The organism is Patescibacteria group bacterium (genome assembly GCA_040753135.1).
Classification (GTDB): Bacteria; Patescibacteriota; Minisyncoccia; order UBA6257; family Brennerbacteraceae; genus JBFMGR01.
The window spans coordinates 49,462-69,068 of record JBFMGR010000001.1 but is presented as its reverse complement, the minus strand read 5'-3'; the positions used below and the strand labels follow the sequence as shown (position 1 = coordinate 69,068).

24 protein-coding genes and 1 tRNA gene are annotated in these 19,607 nt (G+C 41.5%); 5 read left to right on the top strand and 20 right to left on the bottom strand.

Annotated elements, in window-relative coordinates:
• Positions 1–5: 5 nt before the first annotated feature.
• The 6 genes from tuf to AB1721_00400 form a co-directional block, all read right to left on the bottom strand.
• Positions 6–1,199, bottom strand: a complete 1,194-nt coding sequence (tuf, locus tag AB1721_00425) for an elongation factor Tu (protein ID MEW5805186.1) — start codon at positions 1,197–1,199, stop codon at positions 6–8.
• Between the two features lie 109 nt (positions 1,200–1,308).
• Positions 1,309–3,417 carry an elongation factor G gene (fusA, locus tag AB1721_00420; protein ID MEW5805185.1) on the bottom strand — a complete coding sequence of 703 codons (2,109 nt, stop codon included), beginning with the start codon at positions 3,415–3,417 and terminating at the stop codon, positions 1,309–1,311.
• A gap of 44 nt (positions 3,418–3,461) precedes the next feature.
• On the bottom strand, positions 3,462–3,860 hold the full coding sequence (locus AB1721_00415; protein ID MEW5805184.1) for a GxxExxY protein: 399 nt from the start codon (positions 3,858–3,860) through the stop codon (positions 3,462–3,464).
• 46 nt (positions 3,861–3,906) lie between these two features.
• Positions 3,907–4,374: a 30S ribosomal protein S7 gene (gene rpsG, locus AB1721_00410; protein MEW5805183.1), complete on the bottom strand. Its 468-nt coding sequence runs from the start codon at positions 4,372–4,374 to the stop codon at positions 3,907–3,909.
• Positions 4,375–4,504: 130 nt separating this feature from the next.
• Positions 4,505–4,927, bottom strand: coding sequence for a 30S ribosomal protein S12 (gene rpsL / locus AB1721_00405; protein ID MEW5805182.1), 423 nt, complete (start codon positions 4,925–4,927; stop codon positions 4,505–4,507).
• 222 nt (positions 4,928–5,149) lie between these two features.
• Positions 5,150–5,779, bottom strand: a complete 630-nt coding sequence (locus AB1721_00400) for a site-2 protease family protein (protein MEW5805181.1) — start codon at positions 5,777–5,779, stop codon at positions 5,150–5,152.
• Between the two features lie 513 nt (positions 5,780–6,292).
• On the opposite strand from AB1721_00400, the gene AB1721_00395 reads away from it, so the two are divergent.
• The 5 genes from AB1721_00395 to AB1721_00375 all read left to right on the top strand — a co-directional run bounded on the left by AB1721_00395 (position 6,293) and on the right by AB1721_00375 (position 8,074).
• Positions 6,293–6,487 carry a 50S ribosomal protein L28 gene (locus AB1721_00395; protein MEW5805180.1) on the top strand — a complete coding sequence of 65 codons (195 nt, stop codon included), beginning with the start codon at positions 6,293–6,295 and terminating at the stop codon, positions 6,485–6,487.
• On the top strand, positions 6,480–6,947 hold the full coding sequence (locus AB1721_00390) for an MgtC/SapB family protein (protein MEW5805179.1): 468 nt from the start codon (positions 6,480–6,482) through the stop codon (positions 6,945–6,947). Before AB1721_00395 ends, AB1721_00390 begins: the two co-directional genes overlap by 8 nt.
• A 300-nt stretch (positions 6,948–7,247) precedes the next feature.
• On the top strand, positions 7,248–7,520 hold the full coding sequence (locus AB1721_00385) for a GIY-YIG nuclease family protein (GenBank protein ID MEW5805178.1): 273 nt from the start codon (positions 7,248–7,250) through the stop codon (positions 7,518–7,520).
• Positions 7,511–7,585: transfer RNA gene (locus tag AB1721_00380), tRNA-Pro, on the top strand. The genes AB1721_00385 and AB1721_00380 overlap by 10 nt, the downstream gene beginning before the upstream one ends.
• A gap of 204 nt (positions 7,586–7,789) precedes the next feature.
• Entirely contained in the window at positions 7,790–8,074 is a 285-nt protein-coding gene (locus tag AB1721_00375) for a winged helix-turn-helix domain-containing protein (protein ID MEW5805177.1), read from the top strand.
• 34 nt (positions 8,075–8,108) lie between these two features.
• Here the strand turns inward: AB1721_00375 and AB1721_00370 are convergent, their stop codons facing one another.
• The 14 genes from AB1721_00370 to AB1721_00305 all read right to left on the bottom strand — a co-directional run.
• Complete coding sequence (locus AB1721_00370; GenBank protein MEW5805176.1) at positions 8,109–8,474, bottom strand: hypothetical protein; 366 nt, start codon at positions 8,472–8,474, stop codon at positions 8,109–8,111.
• Between the two features lie 4 nt (positions 8,475–8,478).
• Positions 8,479–8,979 carry a hypothetical protein gene (locus AB1721_00365; protein MEW5805175.1) on the bottom strand — a complete coding sequence of 167 codons (501 nt, stop codon included), beginning with the start codon at positions 8,977–8,979 and terminating at the stop codon, positions 8,479–8,481.
• 17 nt (positions 8,980–8,996) lie between these two features.
• Positions 8,997–11,477, bottom strand: coding sequence for a DEAD/DEAH box helicase family protein (locus tag AB1721_00360; protein MEW5805174.1), 2,481 nt, complete (start codon positions 11,475–11,477; stop codon positions 8,997–8,999).
• A complete protein-coding gene (locus AB1721_00355; GenBank protein MEW5805173.1) occupies positions 11,464–12,489 on the bottom strand; it encodes a hypothetical protein in 1,026 nt (341 codons plus the stop codon). The genes AB1721_00360 and AB1721_00355 overlap by 14 nt, the downstream gene beginning before the upstream one ends.
• Before the next feature lie 2 nt (positions 12,490–12,491).
• Positions 12,492–12,947, bottom strand: a complete 456-nt coding sequence (locus AB1721_00350) for a hypothetical protein (GenBank protein ID MEW5805172.1) — start codon at positions 12,945–12,947, stop codon at positions 12,492–12,494.
• Positions 12,944–14,929, bottom strand: a complete 1,986-nt coding sequence (locus AB1721_00345) for a site-specific DNA-methyltransferase (protein ID MEW5805171.1) — start codon at positions 14,927–14,929, stop codon at positions 12,944–12,946. The genes AB1721_00350 and AB1721_00345 overlap by 4 nt, the downstream gene beginning before the upstream one ends.
• Complete coding sequence (locus AB1721_00340; protein MEW5805170.1) at positions 14,910–15,257, bottom strand: hypothetical protein; 348 nt, start codon at positions 15,255–15,257, stop codon at positions 14,910–14,912. Before AB1721_00340 ends, AB1721_00345 begins: the two co-directional genes overlap by 20 nt.
• A 190-nt stretch (positions 15,258–15,447) precedes the next feature.
• Positions 15,448–16,431, bottom strand: a complete 984-nt coding sequence (locus AB1721_00335) for a virulence protein RhuM/Fic/DOC family protein (GenBank protein MEW5805169.1) — start codon at positions 16,429–16,431, stop codon at positions 15,448–15,450.
• 140 nt (positions 16,432–16,571) lie between these two features.
• Entirely contained in the window at positions 16,572–16,991 is a 420-nt protein-coding gene (locus AB1721_00330) for a cupredoxin domain-containing protein (GenBank protein ID MEW5805168.1), read from the bottom strand.
• Entirely contained in the window at positions 16,981–17,391 is a 411-nt protein-coding gene (locus AB1721_00325; GenBank protein ID MEW5805167.1) for a hypothetical protein, read from the bottom strand. The genes AB1721_00330 and AB1721_00325 overlap by 11 nt, the downstream gene beginning before the upstream one ends.
• A gap of 6 nt (positions 17,392–17,397) precedes the next feature.
• The gene (locus AB1721_00320) at positions 17,398–17,796 is read right to left on the bottom strand and encodes a vitamin K epoxide reductase family protein (GenBank protein ID MEW5805166.1); all 399 of its coding nucleotides are present in this window, start codon (positions 17,794–17,796) and stop codon (positions 17,398–17,400) included.
• Between the two features lie 171 nt (positions 17,797–17,967).
• Positions 17,968–18,864 carry a hypothetical protein gene (locus AB1721_00315; protein MEW5805165.1) on the bottom strand — a complete coding sequence of 299 codons (897 nt, stop codon included), beginning with the start codon at positions 18,862–18,864 and terminating at the stop codon, positions 17,968–17,970.
• A gap of 30 nt (positions 18,865–18,894) precedes the next feature.
• Entirely contained in the window at positions 18,895–19,326 is a 432-nt protein-coding gene (locus tag AB1721_00310) for a hypothetical protein (GenBank protein ID MEW5805164.1), read from the bottom strand.
• Positions 19,323–19,607 (bottom strand): hypothetical protein (locus tag AB1721_00305; GenBank protein ID MEW5805163.1); only part of this gene is annotated, 285 nt, incomplete at its 5' end. The genes AB1721_00305 and AB1721_00310, both read right to left, overlap by 4 nt.

Below are 19,607 nucleotides of genomic sequence, written 5' to 3'. Positions count from 1 at the left end.
CAGAGTTATTTAATAATCTTGGTTACCACGCCGGCGCCAACAGTTTTGCCGCCTTCTCGGAAAGCAAATCTCTGTTTTTCTTCCAAAGCCACCGGGTAAATCAGCTTAACGCTGAAATTAGCCGTGTCTCCAGGCATAACCATTTCCCTGCCTTCGGGCAAAGTCACCTCTCCGGTTACATCAGTGGTTCGGATATAAAACTGGGGCTTATAACCGCCAACAAAAGCAGTGTGTCGGCCGCCTTCTTCTTTCTTCAAAACATAAACTTCACATTCAAACTCTGAATGGGGCGTTACTGAACAGGGCTTAGCAATCACCTGCCCTCTTTGGACATCTTCTTTTTTAGTCCCTCGGAGCAGAATCCCGGCATTATCACCCGCCTGGCCCTGATCAAGAGATTTATTAAACATCTCAATCCCAGTTACCACGGTTTTAGCGGTTGGTTTAATCCCAATAATCTCAACCTCTTCGTTGACTTTAATTATTCCCCGTTCTATTCTTCCGGTTACTACGGTACCCCGGCCTTCAATTGAGAAGATGTCTTCAATCGGCATCAAGAACGGCTTATCCACTTCCCGAACCGGCTCCGGGACATATTCATCCAAAGCTTTAACCAACTCAAGAATCGGCTGGACTGCCTGATCCTCCAAGCTTTTTGCTTCAGAGGCTTTTAAAGCAGAGCCGCGAATCACCGGAATCTCGTCGCCGGGAAACTCATATTTTTTCAACAATTCACGGATATCAGCTTCAACCAAATCCAGCAACTCCGGGTCATCAACCATATCAACTTTATTCATAAAAACAATAATCGCCGGCACACCAACTTGACGGGCAAGCAAGATATGCTCCCGGGTCTGGGGCATTGGCCCGTCCGGGGCCGAAACCACCAGAATTGCGCCGTCCATCTGGGCCGCGCCGGTAATCATATTCTTAATGTAATCAGCATGTCCGGGCGCATCAATGTGGGCATAATGCCGGCTTTCTGACTCATATTCGTTATGGTGAAGGTTAATAGTCAAGCCGCGGGCTTTTTCTTCCGGCGCCTTGTCAATCTCTTCATAACTGTGAGCCTTGGCAAACCCTTTCATTGCCAAAACATTGGTAATCGCCGCGGTTAAAGTAGTTTTCCCATGATCAACGTGGCCAATCGTGCCAACATTGAGATGAGGTTTTGTTCTTTCAAATTTTTCTGCTGCCATATTTAATTTGTTCTTTGCTTTTAATAATTAATAAATTTTGTATGTATATTAGCTTAAAAACAGGTAAAAGTCAATCATTCCTGCTTAAGATTGCTGCTGATTTTTAGCTTCACTTCCTGCCGGCAACAATCTGCTCCTCGATGTTTTTAGGCACTTCTTCGTAATGGTCAAACTCCATCGTAAAAGTTCCCCGGCCTTCAGTCATTGATCTTAATTTCGTTGCATAACCAAACATCTCTGACAAAGGCACCATTGCGTCAACCACCTTAAGGTTAGCCCGCTCGCCCATTTTTTCTATTCTTGCCCGTTTAGAACTTAAATCTCCGGTCACATCGCCCAAAAATTTATCCGGCACCAAGACTTCAATCTTCATCATCGGCTCAAGCATAACTAAATTAGCCTTTTTCACTGCTCCTTGAAAAGCGATTGAGCCGGCAATCTTAAACGCGGCTTCAGATGAATCAACTTCATGAAAAGAGCCATCATACAAACTGACCTCAATATCAGTGATTGGATAGCCGGCTAAAACGCCTTTGTCCATTGCCTCTTTAACGCCTTTTTCCACTGCCGGAATAAACTCATTCGGGATCGCTCCGCCCTTGATTAAATTATTAAACTTAAATCCTTCGCCTCGCTCCATTGGCTTAACTTCAAGCCAAACATGGCCGTACTGACCCCGACCGCCTGACTGGCGGATATACTTGCCTTCTTCTTTGGCTTCACTTTTGACTGTCTCCCGATAAGCCACCTGAGGTTTGCCAACATTAACCTCAACGCCGAACTCCCGTTTCATCCGGTCAACCCAAACATCTAAATGAAGCTCGCCCATACCGGCAATAATGGTTTCCAAAGTTTCTTCATCGGTCCTGACTTTGAAAGTCGGGTCTTCTTCTTGCAGCTTTCTTAAAACAATGCCCATCTTTTCCTGGTCCGCTTTGGTTTTCGGCTCAATCTTCATTGAGATAACCGGTTCAGGAAAAGTCGGCCGTTCCAAAAGAATCTGGTGGTCAACATCGCAAAGAGTATCTCCGGTCGTAGTGTTCTTCATCCCAACTAACGCAGCAATGTCGCCGCTATAAACCTCGTCAACTTCTTCCCGATGGTTGGCGTGCATCCTCAAAATTCGGCCGATTCTTTCCTGTTCTTGTTTGGTCGCATTATAAACATAACTGCCGCGCTTTAGAGCTCCAGAGTAAACCCGAAAATAAACCAGACTGCCGACAAACGGGTCTGAAGCGACTTTAAACGCCAAAGCAGCCAACGGCTCATCATCTGCGGGCTGGCGAATAATCTCTTGTTCTGTTTTCGGATCAATCCCTTTAATCGGCTTAATCTCCTTCAGATCAATTGGTGAAGGCAGAAAATCAACCACTGCGTCCAATAAAAGCTGGACGCCCTTATTTTTCAAAGCCGAACCGCAAAACACCGGCACCAGTTTATAAGCTAAACAACCCTTTCTCAAACCCAATCTAATCTCGTCTTCGGCCAGCTCTTCGCCGGATAAATATTTCTCCAATAAAGCATCGTCCTGTTCTGCGGCTTTTTCAACCATCTTCTGCCGAGCCTGAACCGCTTTTTCCTTTAAGTTTTCCGGTATCTCTTCAATCACTAAACTTTCCCCTCTCTCGCCTTCGGTTTTGACTGCTTTCATTCTGATCAAATCAATCACGCCGGCAAAATCGTTTTCCAAACCAATATTAAGCTGAATCGGCACTGCATTCGGAGTTAAACGTTCGCGAATCGAAGCCAGCGAGGCATCAAAATCAGCGCCCAAACGGTCAAGCTTATTAATAAAACAGATTCGCGGCACTTTGAACAAATCTGCTTGGCGCCAGACAGTTTCCGACTGGGGCTCAACCCCCTGAACTCCGTCAAAAACCACCACTGCGCCGTCTAAGACTCTTAAAGACCGTTGGACCTCAACCGTAAAATCAATATGCCCGGGAGTGTCAATAATATTAATTCTAAACTCCGGTTTGTCGCCTTTTTCTTTATAGGTCTGGGTCCAAAAACAAGTTGTTGCCGCGGCAGTAATCGTAATCCCCCGCTCCCGTTCCTGAACCATCCAATCCATAGTCGCCTCGCCCTCATGAACCTCGCCAATTTTATGGGTAATCCCAGTGTAATACAAAACCCGCTCGGTAACCGTAGTTTTGCCGGCATCAATATGGGCGATAATCCCGATATCTCTGGTTTTTTCTAAACTGTATTCCCTCATAAAGCCCTACTAATATACTAATAAATACTAATTTTACTAATTAACTATTTTATATTTACGATTCGTTTAAATCTTAGGCCTTGTTTGGTAAAATTGGCAATAATGCCCAGCCGCAGATTAGATCTTTTCAGATAAGAATAAACTTGTTCAATATTTCTTTTTAAAAATCGATCACCCCTCTTAATCTCCAAGATTAGTTTATTTTCTATTAAAAAATCTAAATAATAATTTCCAATTCCCTCCCCATTAAACTCAAGGGGCAAATAAACCTGTTCCCTGAAATAAATTTTGTTGTCTCCCAAAACTTTAGCAATTGCCTTCTGATAATATTTTTCTTGATAACCATAACCCAATTCATTAAACACTGTAAACAAAATTCCGACTATTTTATAACTTAATTCAGGATAAACTAAATCAATTATCTTTTTACTGCTGTCTGCCATTATAAAATTAGTACCATTGGTAAAGATTAGTACATTAGTAGGCTATCTATCGAGCGAAGTGCGCAAAGGCCCGGTTGGCTTCAGCCATTTTCTGGACGTCAGTTCTTTTCTTGATTGCCGCGCCTTCATTATGAGACGCCTGAATCAGCTCTTCAGCCAATTTTTCTGCCATCGCCTTGCCTTTTCTTGACCGGCTCGCCTGAAGAATCCAGCGCATTGCTAAAGTAATTTTTCTCTCGCCCTGGACTTCAACCGGCACCTGATAATTCGCCCCGCCAATTCTCTTTGATTTAACTTCTAAAAAAGGCGAGACATTTTTAATCGCCTGCTCAAACACAGCCAACGGCTCTTGCTTGGCTTGCTTTTCAACCAAATCAAAAGTTTGATAAACAACCCTCTGGGCAACAGTTTTCTTGCCCTTTCTCATTATCTGATTAATAAACCGGCCGACCAACTGGCTTTGGTATTTTGGATCCGGCTGATATTTTCTTTTGTAATCGACTTTTCTCCTCATAGTATAAATCGCCTACCAATTTACTAATCAATACTAATTATACTAATAGGCCTGAACTAATTAATTCTTCCACAAAGATTTATAATTTATAAATAAGTAGTTATTGGTACAAATTAGTATATTAGTAACCTTACTCGGTTTTGGCTTTCTCTTTCTTGGCGCCGTATTTAGAACGCTGCTGTTTTCTCTTGCCGACTCCAGTGGTGTCAAGCACGCCCCGGACAACATGGTAGCGGACTCCGGGCAAGTCTTTAACCCGGCCGCCCCGAATTACCACCACTGAATGCTCTTGGAGATTATGGCCCTCGCCCGGAATATAAGCAGTTACTTCCATGCCATTGGTTAACCTGACCCGAGCCACTTTTCTCAAAGCCGAGTTTGGTTTTTTCGGAGTCGTGGCAAAAACCTTAGTGCAGACACCGCGCTTGAACGGCGACGGCGCCGCTTTATACCGATTTTTCAATGGGTTAAAATAGCGTCGCAGAGCCACGCTTTTAGTTTTTTTAACAATCGGCTTTCTGCCTTTTTTAATTAATTGTCTGACTGTTGGCATCTTTTTATAAAGATAAAAAAAATCAACCCAAACGGCTTTTTAAAGATTATCAAAAATAAAAGCAGAAATCAACCCCGGACTAGATTTTTGGCAGCTTTTTGTAGCGAAGCTGAAACCTAATAAAATAATCCAGGATTGGTTTAACTCCTTTATCAAGCATCATCAATGCTTATAAGCAATCAACAAAAAGCGCTGAGCCACTGCCAAAAATTCAGTGCGGGGCTAAACCCCCAAACCAATCCCGGTCAAAAGCTGAAACAGCCAGCCAACCAAAAATCCGACAATGCCAATGCCCCAAAACAAAAACATCAAAAAAATAATCAAACTATACTGGTTTAAAAACTCTTCCAATTTATACCAAGACGCCGGCAAAAGCCCGAATAAAACTTTTGAGCCGTCCAATGGCGGGATCGGCACCAGATTAAAAATACCAAGCATTAAGTTAATCAGAATGATAATCGCCAACAACTCGCCCAAAGCGCTGTTAAATCCAATCAAGCCCAAACGAAACAAACTGCTTAAAAGCAAAGCCAAAGAAAAATTAGACATCGGCCCGGCCAGAGCAATCAGCAAAGCGCCTTTTTTCGGGTTTTTTAAATTAAACGGATTATACGGCACCGGTTTGGCCCAACCAAGAATAATCCCAAATCCGCCGGCTAATTTTGAGGTTAAATAAAACATCAGCGGCAAAATCACCGAGCCGAATAAATCTAAATGGGAAACCGGATTCAGAGTCAGCCGTCCGGAACGTTCGGCCGTGTCATCGCCCAAAGCTTTAGCCGCATAGCCATGGGAAATCTCGTGAATCACTGCAGAAAAGATAAAAACAATAAAGTAAAACAAGGTCAGCATAAAATACTATAGCATAATTCCCAATTTCCAATTCCTAATTTCTAAGCAGCTTTCAATTTTTCTGGCTTTATCGGATCTCGTCGTAGCTACGCTAAATCTCGCATAACGAGACGAAGCGAGATTATTTTTAATAGAGCCCCACTAATTTACCAATTGTTGCTAATATCTACCAATGAATTTATTAGTATAATTAGTATTGATTAGTAAATTGGTAGGACAGAGCAATGAAGCAATGAAGCAATAAAACCCTATCCCGCCATACAGATGAGTTTCCAACAACGGGGCATAAATTAAAATTAATTTAATTTGCAGTTTTCAATTTGCGAATTTAAATTCTTAATGGATTTATAAATAATAAAGCAACGCGCTGCTAAATTTGTATATTTGCCCAGATTGGTATATTAGAGATTGCTCCTTGATTATTCCCCTAATTTAAAGTATATTATTAATAATTCTCAAAACTCCCTAATTCATCACTCTTAATTCATAATTCATCATTCATCATTTATCATTATGGCTCGCGTCTGTCAAATCTGCGGCAAAGGCTCAAAAATGGTTGGCAAAAGAAAGCTTTTGCGCGGCAATTACAACCCAACCGTAAAAACCAGAAAATATCCCAATCTTCAATGGCTGACTTTGGCGTCAGGCAAGCGGGTCAAGGCTTGCGCCCAGTGCTTTAGAACTCACAAGAAAAAACTCAATGCCTAATTTTTTGTTCATCACTGAAAAAGAAATTGTTTTAAAACTGATCTTAGCTACGGTTTTGGGAATGCTGATTGGTTTGGAAAGGCGGCTTTCCCACAAAGAAGCGGGCTTGCGGACCTTTTCTTTAGTTTCTTTGGGCAGCGCCTTGTTTGTGATTTTAGGCAATGACATTATTCCTAAATACTGGTTTAATCTTGTTGGCGCCTCAATTGACCCAACCCGGGTCTTAAGCCAGCTGATTGTCGGCTTGGGCTTTTTGGGCGCGGGCTTGATTATCTTCCACGAGAAAAAACTTCACGGCTTGACCACCGCGGCCACGGTCTGGGTTTCTTCAGCCATCGGCGCCGCGGTTGGTTTAGGCGCTTATATTTCGGCAATTACCGCGACCTTAATTGTTTTATTTGTTTTAATTATTTTGTGGCGTTTGGAAAAACAGCTCAAAATCTCTGAAGATGAATACTAAAGGAAAATTCCTAATTTCTAATTTCTAAATAAAATCTTAAATTCAAATTTTCAATATAACAAAAACTAAAAAACCAGCGCTTGCTGGTTTTTTAGTTTAAAAAATTCTATTATTATAAAAAGAACATTCTCAATTCATTACTCATCATTCATTATTTATAATTCATAATTCAAAAAAATCTATCGGGTCGTAGTACAATGGTTAGTATGCAGGGCTGGGGGTCCTGCGATGGGAGTTCGCCCTGTCAGGCGACAGGGCGCCCCGTTGCCTAACGGGGCGATTCCTTATAAAGTATCATCTATGTTTACTTATGTTTATTTTCTTCTTTTAAAAAATAATCAGGTTTACACTGGTTTAACAAAGCGGTTGCGGGAAAGAATTGAAGAACACAAACGCGGCAAAGTTAAATCAACAAAACACAGAAGGCCAATTTCTTTTATCGGATACGAAGCTTATCAAAATGAAAACGACGCCAGAAGAAGGGAACGGTTTTTGAAAACAACAGAAGGAAAACGATTATTTAATAAACAATATCGAGAAGCGCTTAAAAAATTAAAATCAATCGGGTCGTAGTACAATGGTTAGTATGCAGGGCTGGGGGTCCTGCGATGGGAGTTCGATTCTCCCCGACCCGACCATAATTGACCCTCCCGATCCTTTTTGAAAGCGCAATCCGAGTTCGCCCTGTCAGGCGACAGGGCGCCCCGTTGCCTAACGGAGCGATTCTCCCCGACCCGACAAATTTTTAACTTTTTCGATCTGTTCTTGAAATAGTATCCGGACTCATCCTTAACATTCCAACATTCTTGAGAATATTGGAATATCATTGTATAATCTTAATTATGGAGAAAATTAAAACAAGCAAACAATTAGAACGGCATTTTAAAGGAATCGCGAACCACAGGCGGATTGAAATTCTATTATTGATCAAAAATACTGAAGGGATAACTGTAGAAGAAATCGCAGACAGATTAAATTGCAACATCAAAACTATTTCCGAGCATACCAGAAGACTAGTTCAAGCAGGGCTGGTTAATAAAAAATATCAGGGGCGAAACGTATTACATTCACTTTCCCCTTACGGCCACGAGCTTGTCAAATTCATAATAACATTCCAACATTCTTAAGAATGTTGGAATGTTATTTTAATATTTATTTTATTTATTCTAGATTATCAAAAATTGTTACCTCTCCTTTTTCGTATTCTCCCATTTCTGGACCATCATAAACAAAATGATCGCCGTCTTGCTCAAAATACAAAGCGGTATTCCTGTCTAAAATAATTTTAAAACCCCGACCAAAAGACGACTCCGATGGCACAATCTCAACTCTTTTAACTTTAGAAAATAAATCATTGGCTTTTTCAGTCAAGTCCGTAGCCAAACCAAGTTCACGGGCAAGCCAGATCATACCCTTCTCTGGCCAAAACCGTAACAAAATCCTCGTCAGCAAACTCGCCTTAGTTCCTTTCAGGCTTTTAATGTCAAATTTTAAATTCTTAGTTTCAAAATCCTCAAAACTCTCCATAGATTTATGCTGAATTTTTATTCAGTGTTGGGGTCAAATATTTTTCCACCAAAACATTATAATTTTTAATAACGCTTTTAGAGATATTAAAATAATTAGTTTCTTCTAACGGCAAACCCTTCAGCTTTTTGTTTTTATCATAATAAGGCGCCTTGATAATAAGAAAATATGGTTTTTCATAACAATTTACAAAAACAATGATTGGCTCCCAAAAATTCTCCAGCCGTTTCAACATTTTGAAATCATTTTCGTGCCATTTTTGCTGCCAGCGAAATTTAACCTCAATAAAGAACGGCCTGCCTTCTTTGTTAATCACCAATAAATCCGGAATTGAACGAATTTTCTCCCCAATCTCGGTTTCTCTGTCAAAAACTTTTTCAACTTGAGTTAAGTTCTGTAAAATTGATTCATAGCCAAAACGATAAACCTGATTACCTGCCTCGCGCAAAATCTCGCTCACCAGCGCCTCGGCCATTCTGCCTTTTAAGATATTTTCCGGATCCATAATTATATAAATTGGTTCTATATTAAATCAATCAACCTAGTATACCTCGCTTTCTCAAATTCCCTTTGGTTAACGCGCAAAAACGTCCATTTTGTTCTCGTGCGCCTGCTTACCTCGTCAACCCATCGTTTGCCCTGTAAATCCTTTGCCGCCACGTCCACATCTTCCCGCCCTTTCGTTTCTACAATCACCATACCACTTTTTATCTTGACGATGAAGTCCGGAATATAGCGACGCAAAAATCCGTCCTTGGCGATATAGGAGATTTTTAGATTGATTGTTCTTGTTTCGTTTTTGATAAAAGCGTCAACATCGGTTGCGCCATCAAGAAACCGCACAAACTTTGCTTCAAAGTCATTATCAACGGGCGTAAAGTTCAAAACGGATTTTTGCGCCGCCACCGCTGTTTTTGTCCACGGAAACGGTTTAATCTCGGACGCTCGCATTTTGCGTTCTTCCAGTTTCGCTTCCTCGGATACAATCGTCAAATTATTGATAGCGTCAACAAAAACAGAAACAATCGCGCCGCGCACTTTGGGGTGATTAAGTTTTTTCAGCGTTTCAAGTTTGGCAATGTCAACTTTTTTACCGAAAAGATGTTGCGCGATATATTCTTTGACTTCCGGCGCGACTTTGTCAAAATGCCCGGGGATTCTCGCAAATCTCAAAACAGCGTTAGTAATGCTTGCAATATACATCTGCGGATTGTCAGCATAGGGAAATTCCAGCACTTCTTTTGCTTCCTCTTTTTTCGTCAATATATCAACCTTGCGCATAGTTACATCTCGCGCCTGCAAGGAATCATAGTCAAACAATTTTTTATCCAAAGCGCTTGCCTGTAATTTTTCAATTCCCTTTACCGAATGCGTCAGCCCGCCGGAAAGCATTGGCGCTTCAATATCAAACTTCTTCTTGCTTTCCTCTGTTTGAATAATAATCGGCGGCGTGTATGCTTCTTCAAGTGAGGTAAACTCTACTTTTACGCCCTGCTCGGCAAGCGCTTCCGCAATCAAGTCGTGAAATTGCGGATGTTCAATTACAATCAACTGCTCCTCTTGTTCGGGGTCTTCGGGCCACATTCGGCGTAAACCTCTGCCAAGCGTCTGCTCCGGCAAAATTTTGGCTTTGGCGCTGTATGAGCGCAAGGGCACAACTACCACCACATTGCGCACATCCCAGCCCTCGCGGAGCATAAGCACGGAAACAATGGCGTTATAGGGATTTTCGGGTGAGTCAATTTCGCGGGCGGCTTTGCGCGCTATTTCCAAATCTTTCTCGGCGATTTGGTCTTTCTTTCTGCCGGAATGAATAGTCAAAATTTTGCCGCCAAAATCAGGGAATGTCGCCAAGTATTCGGCAACATCATCAGCCGAAGCATTGTCTTCCGCCATCATAAACAACACCGGCTTTTTGTCTGTTTTTGCAATCATTTTGCGCATTGCCTTCCACTGATTTACTCCAGCGTCAATCTGAACGCGATATTTTTCAGACGCTTTTTTGCTTTCAATTTCCGGCACATTCTCAAGCTCGGCTATTTTCGGACGCTTTACGATATTGTCTTCAATCGCGCTTCCTAAATTGTAATCAGTAATAATATGCGCAAAGAGATTGCCTTTTTGGTCTTTTGGCGTTGCTGAAAAATCTAATTGACACATTAGCCCTGCGCTGTCGTTCAAATCCGCAATGGCTTTATACCAAACAAGCTCCTCGTCCCAAACATGGTGTGCCTCGTCATTGAGCACCATCACATTGGAAAGATGAGACAACCTGTCTTTAAGTTTTGCCAAAGAAATGGCAATTTCGCTCGGCGGCTTTGGGCCTAAAATATCCTGTACCGGATTTTCTGCTTCGCCGTTTTCTCGCTCCACAAATTTTTGCCAGTTCAAAAGGTAAAGCGTTGACGGTTTTGTGCTTTCCCGCTCCTCATCGGGCCCGATAACATCAAGCTGAAAATCTGCCGACCACTCTGGGGGAATAAACGGAAATTTTTTAAAAATCGCGCCCTCAAAAAATTCCGGGTTCTTTGAATCACCCATCAAGCGGTCAAGCACAATCAGGTTGGGTGCGATAAGTAGAAAATCCTTTGTAAAATCGTCCCGTTTCTCTTTGGTAGCGTTGAAATACGACCAGACAACCGCCATTGCCATTACCATTGTTTTGCCAGAACCGGTCGCCATTTTGAAAGCGTACTTTGCCCACTTGTCCGCGCTTGGATCAACCGGCACCCTTGCGTCCAGTTTTTGGGCCAACTGATACAAACTGCGCGCTTCCAAAACCTCGTAGCAGTAAATCAAATGTTCAATCGCTTCTTTTTGCGCTCGCCAAAAAGCAAAAAGTGCACCGTCTTTCAATTCGTGGTCTTCCAAAAACCACCACTCCAAAAGCCGCCGCGTCGTCTCGCTCGTGCCTTCTTTGTATCCGCCCTCGCACCACGCCGCCACCGCTTGCTGTAATGCGCGGACAAGGGGTAATGCCGATTGTTGTTTAGCTTCTTTCATTTGTAATTTCACTAACTTTAACTTTTTTACTCCACTGGAAATTATTACCACTCAAAATGAGGGTCAGTTCGGTGTCCCTATCTACCGATGGATTGGGATCGTATCCGTTATTCCTTCCGAACCACCACCCACTAAATACACTTAATTGCTGTCCATAATTATTTTCCCGATGAACAATCGGAACTTTATATTCCTGTTGCAAGAATAAGGGCTGATAAAAAGTTGCTGGCACCAACTCTGCTCTAAATTGATTCATTTGGTCATTTTCCAGTGGGTTCGGCGTCTCGTCCCACTTTGCTTTAACACTGTTTCCATTCCACCGAATTTCAAGCTGGCAGATTCCGGGATTCTGCCTACCAGTAATTTTGAACCGTAATTTGTATAAGGTGCCAAAGTTCACCTGCTCACTAATAAAACCTAAAAACTTCACCTTTGGACGCGAGATCCAGTCCCATATCAAAACCAAAATCAGTCCAACTGCACCCCCAGCAAGTGCCCCCAAAATATCCACTGGAAGTTTTAAGGCGACAAGAGAATTGGCGATAACTGATTGGCTATTTGGCACGACAGCGATTTCTATTTGAGAAAAAACCCAAAATCCAAATGTGCTAAGAATGAGAATAAGCAAGATTGCTGATAGCCAATTAGTAATTTTTATTGATTTTTTGCTTTGGTTAAAAATTCTCTCTATCTCGGTAATTTGCCTTTCCGCGCTGACATGCAGTCCGTTTAGATAGCTGCCATGTACCTCAACTGCATTTACCGCATCATCGTTTGAAGAAAAGCACGGAACGGAAGTGCTCTCATCCGTTCGTCCCCTCAACCCATTCCTGATAATTATATTTGCATTTACTGCGCTCTGTATGTATTCCCGCCAGCCTTTTAATACCCCCACCAAAACTTTCAGGGATTCAATTTTCTTCTCTTCCTCTTTTTTCCCGCGATATTGAAGAAAGGCGATAATAACCGCCGCTACTGAAATCGTTGTTGTGATGATGAATTTCCAATCCATAATTATGAACTATTATTTTGTGCCGCAGATATTTCATTGATCAATCTTTTGATGTGTCTATTCAAATAAATACGATACGGGCCGTAGTAAAAAGCAATGTCATCTTTGTAGTTGCATCCCATAACAACTTCTCCCATCCTTATACCGTTTGGAACACGCCCTATAAAGCGGTTAAAGACAAAAGTATTTGTATCTATGCGCCTATTGCCGCTTCGTACATGACACGCGGCATTTCTCAATTTGGAAACAAGATCGGTTACATCATTTACTCCATTTTGAGTATCAACATCGTCGGTAAATGTGATTCTTTTACCGCTGGAATCACAAAGTTGCAAAAGATCGTGCAGTCTAATCAAAATCTCTATAAACGCTGACTCGGCAAACAAAGAATCAGATTCAATCACTCTTGAATTAAGAAGTGCATTTATTCTGGCTAGTTCAAACTGTTCTTGGTTCATGCTTTTACTTCAACTAATTTGGTAGTGTCATTTCCGAAAATATCAATGACTTTGACGAGGACATTGTATCTTCCGGCCTTTGGGTAGATGTAATCCATTGATAGCTCCAGCTTCGGCTCTTTGCGCGTGCGGTAGCGTTGGTTCATGTTGTGAAAGGTATCATCCTCTTCCGTCTCTTCCTCGTGCTGATTAAACATCCAGTCCACCGCCCAGTAGTCAATAAAATCGCTCCAGTTTTTCACTTTGCCTTTTACTTCCTCCGGCAGTAGTTCGGGGTTCGGGATAATAAAATCATTGAGCGTAACTGTAACCCGCTTGCCCTCAACTTTCGGCTCAACTTCCAAGTAGGCAAGCTCATAAAACTCGACACCCGCCTGTGCGCCGCGCGCGGGCAGGTCATGCTTTTGTGCGTCCGCAACAGATAACTCCATCACTTCGCGCGGGATTTGAAATGTGCCGAGCTTCACGCCATATTTTTCCGCTTCTTCTTTTACCAAATCGTGCAAGCCCATTTCCCATTCCCAGCCGAGCACGTCCAGTTTTTTGATATTGTTTGCTTTGCATTCTTCCAGCGCCTCACGGATTTCGGAAAGCGTAACCGGCGCGTCCACCGCGCCAACGCGGACAAAACTTTTCGCTTTCTTGCCGTGCAAATGAATAAAGCCGTCCACTGGCTCGGCATGGTAAAGCTCCAAAATAAATTTGGTGTAGTTCTTGTATCTGCCATTGAGTTTTGCCCAGCGATGGCGTTCGTATTTTCCAAGATTTTGCACCACAAACGGCTTTGCTTTTGCGTCCAATAGTCGTTTGCGCGCCGTGTGTATAGCAAAGCGTCCCAAATCTGACATAATCCAGTGTCGTCCGAGTTTTTCCGCAACCGCGCCAGTAGTGCCGGATCCGCAGAAAAAGTCTGCAACAATGTCGCCTTCCTTTGAGGATAAGTTTATGACTCTCTCTAAAAGTGCTTCTGGTTTTTGTGTATCATAACCTAGTCTCTCTTTCGCTTGTGAGTTAATCGGTGAGATATCAGCCCATACATCCTGCATAGGAACCCCTGGCATCTCGTCCAAGTATCTTTTATATTCTGCTGTACCTTCTCGTGTATAAACCAACCTGCCTTCATTTTCCCATTTCTCCATAGTTTTCCTAGGCGCTCGCCAGTTCTTAGTGACACCTTTCCATTCGTATCTGTATCCGCCACCAGGAGCAATTAAGTTGTCTGTTCTGTATTGTCTAGCACCTCCATCTACCCTGCGATAATGGGACTCTGTGTACCCCTTTGAATACGATAAATAGACTTGATTGTAGACATAATCTGTTCCCTTTGTATAAAAGAGAATGGTATCGTGAATGTTACCCATAGTCTTCCCATGACTGTGAGCTGACGTTCGCTTCCAAATAATTTCATTTCTAAAATTCTCCCTCCCAAAAATCTCGTCCATTATCGCTTTAACATAATGCCCGACATGCCAATCCAAATGCACATAAATTGAGCCGTCATCCGCCAAAAGCTCTTTCATCAACACAAGACGGTCATACATCATTTGAAGGTAGGACTGCATACCCTTGCCCCACGTGTCGCGGTACGCTTTCACTTCAAGCGCGGACGGCTCTTTGGTAACTTCGGCTTGGTCGCCGATATTGACGGTAAAGGAAAAATCGTCGCCGGTGGCAAAAGGCGGGTCAATGTAAATAAGATTGATTTTTCCGGCAAAGTCATTGAGAAGCGAGCCCATCACCAAAAGATTGTCGCCCCAAATGAGCCGATTTTTCCAGCCGCCTGCCCGTGCCGTACCCGGCACGGCAGACAGGTCATCTTTGCCGCCAAACAAATCCTCTTGCCGCACTCCGCGAGGCAGATTGATTGTTTCAATGGTCTGAAACGGCAATCCAACCCGTTCAACTTCTTTACGCTTTCCGGGCCAGATAAGTTCAGTTTTATTAATTAAATAGTTCTTGTCATTATTTTTCTCCCTTTTCATTTTTTTTATTCTTATTTAAAAAAGACGATTCTTTAAAGCCTTTTCCTAAAAGATATGCGGCTAACGCAGAAAAAATTGGCAACCCAGCTTCACTTGATATAATTTTTTCTTCCATTAAAACGAAAAGTATAAAAAGTGCGAGAATGCCAAATAAAATTTGAGCGTTTGCCTGCAAAGATGCCAAAAGCATTTGGGACATAGAAAGCGGATCACCGGAATTAGGCCAAATTTTTTCAGCTGCCCTACACACTGATACGAGATATTGAATCATTAAAATAATGACAATAACAAAAGATATAATACTGGCATAAATTAAAGATATGTTCATAAAAAACTATCCTATATTAATTATAAAAAAGATTTATGACTTCCGACTCATCTCCCTATTTTACCCCATTTTTTTAATTTTTAACCGGGATAGTTAAAGCTTAACTAAATAGGTTTTAATAAATGTTTCGGCGGCTTGGACGGTCTCGGTTTTGAGTTTTGGGTTTGATTCAGCCACCCATTTGGCACTTCTAAGTAACCAGCTGGGTAATGATCTTTATCAAAACATCTTTATCTTTTGAATCGCTGGTGGCAACCAAAAGCGATAGCGCTGTCAAAGCATTATCATTTATTTTCTTTTCTCCGGACTGGCGATAAAGATAATTGTTTTTATTAAGAAAATAAATAAACAAAAAAGAGCCGCTCCGCTTATTACCGTCAATAAAAGGATGGTCCTTAATCATAAAATACAAAAGGTGAGCCGCTTTTTCTTCTAGCGATGGATAAAGTTCTTTTTTGCCAAATGTCTGGTAAATATTGCCCAAAATCGCCTGGAACTTGTTGTCATTTTCCTGCCCGAATAAAGCGCTTGCCTGCTTTTTGCTGATTAAATCTTTTTTGATTTGGTCAATTACGTTCCTGGCCTCTTTGTATGACAAAATAAATTTTGCTTTTTTCTTTTTAGCTAAACGTAATTTTTCTTTATCATACTGTTCAAGCAAAGTCAGTGTTTTTGAATAATTTGCCAATAGGTTTAGAATCTCTTGCTCTTGCCCAACAAGCAATTCGTGTTCAGCTTTTTCCTGCAAAAACGAGATCGCGCCTTGTAGTTCTTTTAACTGATTTTGTGTCTGCAAAAGCCGTTTTTGATTAAGGACATAACCTTCCAATAAATATCTTTTCAAAACATTGGTAGCCCACTTTCTAAAATCAATAGCCCTTGCCGAATTGGTACGATAACCAACCGCCAGAATAACATCTAAACTATAAAATGTTACTGGCTTATCTGAATCTGCAATGTGCATTTTTTGCACATTGCTTTTTTTGTCAACTTCTTTATCCGAAAAAATCTTATTTATGTGTTTTGTAATAACTGACCTTTCTTTGCCATAAAGATTGGCAATTTCATCTTGTCGAAGCCAAACAGTTTCTTCTTCCAAGCGCACCTCTAATTTGGGGGCTCTTTTTGACTCATAAATCACTATTTCGCCTTTTTTGAAATCTTTTTTTGCCATACCGTTTAAAACCATTGCCCATTAAAAATTAATATCAATATTTTACCTTATTTTTTGGTTTTTTAGCCGGAAAAACTAATCCAGCCCGCCTTTGAAAAAGGCGGGCTGGCAACAATAAAACAATTCAGCAATGAAGCAATTTATCTAACAATCAACTCACCCCTCATCTCGCTGTGGCCCGGGCCGCAGTAAACAGAGCAGAAAAACGGAAAAACGCCGGTTTTATCAGCCCGGAACATCACCACTTTCTCCTCGCCCGCAGTAAAAGTCTCATTAACGCCAAATTCTGGAATCGCCAAGCCATGCTCAACATCAAGGCTTTTAAGCTTTAAAATCACCAAATCGCCCTGATTGACCTCGATTCGGTTCGGGTTAAACTCCCACCGCTTGGCAGTAATCTCAAAAGTTTTTTCCTGGCCAACCTGTTCAGTTGGCACTGGCTCGGGAGACAAGCCAATTTCCTGCTCTGGCGCTTGGATTTTGCTTTGATTGTAAAACCACAAACCCGCGCCTAAAATTAAAGCAACGGCAATGCCGATGATAATCTCTTTATTTTTCATCTTTTTGTTTATTTTTAATGATTTTAGTTTTCAAAAATTCAATGGCAAAGTTAGGCGAACTCTCAACCAGCAAAGCCAGCGCTCCGGCCAATAAACCAATATCCCTGATCGTGGTTTCGTTAATTCCGGCAACAAAAATCACGACCAACAAGTGCGCTCCGCCAAACAAACTCGCTAACCAGATCTGCCAATCAATCAAAAACAAAAACCCAATCACAAGGTCAAAAATTGCCGTGCCAATCATTAATCCGCTTAAAGAAATAGATTCGGGTAAAAACTCCCGGAACTGCAACCGAATAAATCCGGCCCAAAGCTCCGGCTCTTTTAAAATCAAAACCCCGATCCAGAAGAAAACGATTCCCAAACCAACTCTTAAAATATGGTACCACGATTTTCCCATTTTATCTTATCCAATAATTATAACCAGCATCAGCCAGATGGTAAATGCTGACATTAAGCACCAAAAGCACCAGGATTTAATCACCTTTGCCTGCAAATAAGTAAAAATTACTGACATCAGCGAACCGCTGACAATCATTGCTTTCAAAATCAACCCCCAAAACCAGATTGGCTTCATCTCAATCACTAGAAATCCGGCAACTAAACTAACCGCCAGATAAAACAAAAAACCCAGAACATCGTTATGAATTAAAAGCAAACGATTGTATCTGCTTTCCAAAACCGTGGCGCAGTTCTCGCCCAAAACACAGATTGGTTGTTCCAGGGCTTTTCTTTTTTTAATTAGATAAGCGGTCTCGCTGATGCCAATCGCTGACAAAGTAAAAATTAAGGCCAAATCAGTCATCGTAGCTTTCTCTAATTACTAATTTCTCTGGCTGCGCCAGATCTCGCCAAACGAGACAATTTCTAATAGAATCCTACTAATTTACCAATTATTACTAATATCTGCCAATCAATCTTATTAGTATTATTGGTACTGATTAGTAGATTAGTAGGAGAACATAGCAATGAAACTTCAGACTCCGCAGGAGCCACCGGAGTTATATTCTGGCGGCTGAATTTCGGATAAGACTTTTTGATAGCCAGAGCCGCTGGAATATTTAATCCCTAAAACTTCTTTTGGTTTAACCTGCTCCCAACTCAAGTTCTGCTTTTCCTGAAAATATTTGGCTAAAGTCAGATAAGTGTCAGGAAACCAATAAGAATTAACTTTTAAAGCGATTGAATAAATTTCCTGTTCGCTTAAACCCTGTTTAGCCAAAAGCTCTAACAAGCCGAGCATTGCCATGCCGTGATTGCAGTCAGGAAAAGAAGTGGGATTATTACAGCAAGGCCGATAAATGTTTTGGCTGATTCTTTCAACCAAATCCTGCTGTTCCGGAGTTAAACTGACAAACTCATATTGGCTATAATGCTTCATTGGCCCGCCCACAGCAATGGTCCAACCACCAGTAGAAGCAAAATTAGCCGGATTGCCATACTGCTGCATTGGCCCGATTTCCAAAATGAAGTTTTTGTTTGCCAAACCAAAAGCCCAGAAAAGATTTAACAGATAGCCGGAGTTTTCCTCGGTCATCACAATCTGGCCGTTGTTCTCGCCTTCTAAAAGCTGACGCATTTCTTCGGTCAAACCGCCCCGATTAGTATAGATTGATTCAAATTTCTCTTTATCAATCACGCCTTTTTCTACCATCTGTTTGCCAAAATCCCGCCATTCAATCGGCAAAACCACACTCGCAGGCAAAACTTCGGCGAAATAATCATCTGACTGGACTGCTGGCAATGATGCCTGATTTTTCTGATTAGTTGCCGGCTTGTTTGGATTAAGATACCAGCTTAAGCCGATCGCGATCAAAAACGCGATTCCGGCAATCTCAAATAATAATTGTTTGCTTTTTTCCTGATTAATCATATTTTTTAATCTATTTTTCTAATTACTTAATCACCAATTTTTACAGCAGTTAATTATCTGCCCGACTAAAGTTTTAAACTTATCATTGCGCTGGCAAAAGTACAACAAGCCAAAAATCAGCCACAAAGCCAAAATCAAAACCGCCGATTCCAACCATTGTCCAGTTTGGCCTAAAATTAAAAAACCAACAAAAATCAAACTTAGATAAAACGGCAATCGGAAAATCAGCAATTCCTGCTTGACTTTTTTCTCAACCAAATAATAAAACCCGACAATGCTCCCGCCAACCAAAGCCGAGATTAAAACCAGATTGCCAAACTTGCCCAACCAGAATAAAACTAAAAACAAAACCCAGGCAGAAAAAACACTAGCGCACAAGATACAGAGCCTAAACCCAAATAGCTGTTTTAAAGCTAAGTAAACAAAAAACAAAACAACAATACTGGTAAAAATCCAGATCATAGCCAAAGCTGAATTATCAAACCAATTAAAATCAAACTGGAAAAAGTAATGGCCAAGCCCTGAAAAGGAAAGAATTTGTTTTGCCTTAGTTTAGCCAGCTGCTGGCTTAGATAAGGCGCAATAAACAATACCAAGGCGCCAATAACCGCGCCAGCTAAAAACCGGTCAAAAACATAAACCCGATTCAGCCAAGTGCCGTAATCTCCTTGCCAAAAAACATTAACTGAACCATAGTCTTGAAACAGCGGCCGTAAAGGCAGAATGGTCAGCAAGAATGAACT

Bases quoted from the DNA above. Each gene is read 5' to 3' on its own strand.
- tuf (MEW5805186.1), bottom strand. From the start codon at position 1,199: ATGGCAGCAGAAAAATTTGAAAGAACAAAACCTCATCTCAATGTTGGC.
- fusA (MEW5805185.1), bottom strand. From the start codon at position 3,417: ATGAGGGAATACAGTTTAGAAAAAACCAGAGATATCGGGATTATCGCC.
- AB1721_00415 (MEW5805184.1), bottom strand. From the start codon at position 3,860: ATGGCAGACAGCAGTAAAAAGATAATTGATTTAGTTTATCCTGAATTA.
- rpsG (MEW5805183.1), bottom strand. From the start codon at position 4,374: ATGAGGAGAAAAGTCGATTACAAAAGAAAATATCAGCCGGATCCAAAA.
- rpsL (MEW5805182.1), bottom strand. From the start codon at position 4,927: ATGCCAACAGTCAGACAATTAATTAAAAAAGGCAGAAAGCCGATTGTT.
- AB1721_00400 (MEW5805181.1), bottom strand. From the start codon at position 5,779: ATGCTGACCTTGTTTTACTTTATTGTTTTTATCTTTTCTGCAGTGATT.
- AB1721_00395 (MEW5805180.1), top strand. From the start codon at position 6,293: ATGGCTCGCGTCTGTCAAATCTGCGGCAAAGGCTCAAAAATGGTTGGC.
- AB1721_00390 (MEW5805179.1), top strand. From the start codon at position 6,480: ATGCCTAATTTTTTGTTCATCACTGAAAAAGAAATTGTTTTAAAACTG.
- AB1721_00385 (MEW5805178.1), top strand. From the start codon at position 7,248: ATGTTTACTTATGTTTATTTTCTTCTTTTAAAAAATAATCAGGTTTAC.
- AB1721_00375 (MEW5805177.1), top strand. From the start codon at position 7,790: ATGGAGAAAATTAAAACAAGCAAACAATTAGAACGGCATTTTAAAGGA.
- AB1721_00370 (MEW5805176.1), bottom strand. From the start codon at position 8,474: ATGGAGAGTTTTGAGGATTTTGAAACTAAGAATTTAAAATTTGACATT.
- AB1721_00365 (MEW5805175.1), bottom strand. From the start codon at position 8,979: ATGGATCCGGAAAATATCTTAAAAGGCAGAATGGCCGAGGCGCTGGTG.
- AB1721_00360 (MEW5805174.1), bottom strand. From the start codon at position 11,477: ATGAAAGAAGCTAAACAACAATCGGCATTACCCCTTGTCCGCGCATTA.
- AB1721_00355 (MEW5805173.1), bottom strand. From the start codon at position 12,489: ATGGATTGGAAATTCATCATCACAACAACGATTTCAGTAGCGGCGGTT.
- AB1721_00350 (MEW5805172.1), bottom strand. From the start codon at position 12,947: ATGAACCAAGAACAGTTTGAACTAGCCAGAATAAATGCACTTCTTAAT.
- AB1721_00345 (MEW5805171.1), bottom strand. From the start codon at position 14,929: ATGAAAAGGGAGAAAAATAATGACAAGAACTATTTAATTAATAAAACT.
- AB1721_00340 (MEW5805170.1), bottom strand. From the start codon at position 15,257: ATGAACATATCTTTAATTTATGCCAGTATTATATCTTTTGTTATTGTC.
- AB1721_00335 (MEW5805169.1), bottom strand. From the start codon at position 16,431: ATGGCAAAAAAAGATTTCAAAAAAGGCGAAATAGTGATTTATGAGTCA.
- AB1721_00330 (MEW5805168.1), bottom strand. From the start codon at position 16,991: ATGAAAAATAAAGAGATTATCATCGGCATTGCCGTTGCTTTAATTTTA.
- AB1721_00325 (MEW5805167.1), bottom strand. From the start codon at position 17,391: ATGGGAAAATCGTGGTACCATATTTTAAGAGTTGGTTTGGGAATCGTT.
- AB1721_00320 (MEW5805166.1), bottom strand. From the start codon at position 17,796: ATGACTGATTTGGCCTTAATTTTTACTTTGTCAGCGATTGGCATCAGC.
- AB1721_00315 (MEW5805165.1), bottom strand. From the start codon at position 18,864: ATGATTAATCAGGAAAAAAGCAAACAATTATTATTTGAGATTGCCGGA.
- AB1721_00310 (MEW5805164.1), bottom strand. From the start codon at position 19,326: ATGATCTGGATTTTTACCAGTATTGTTGTTTTGTTTTTTGTTTACTTA.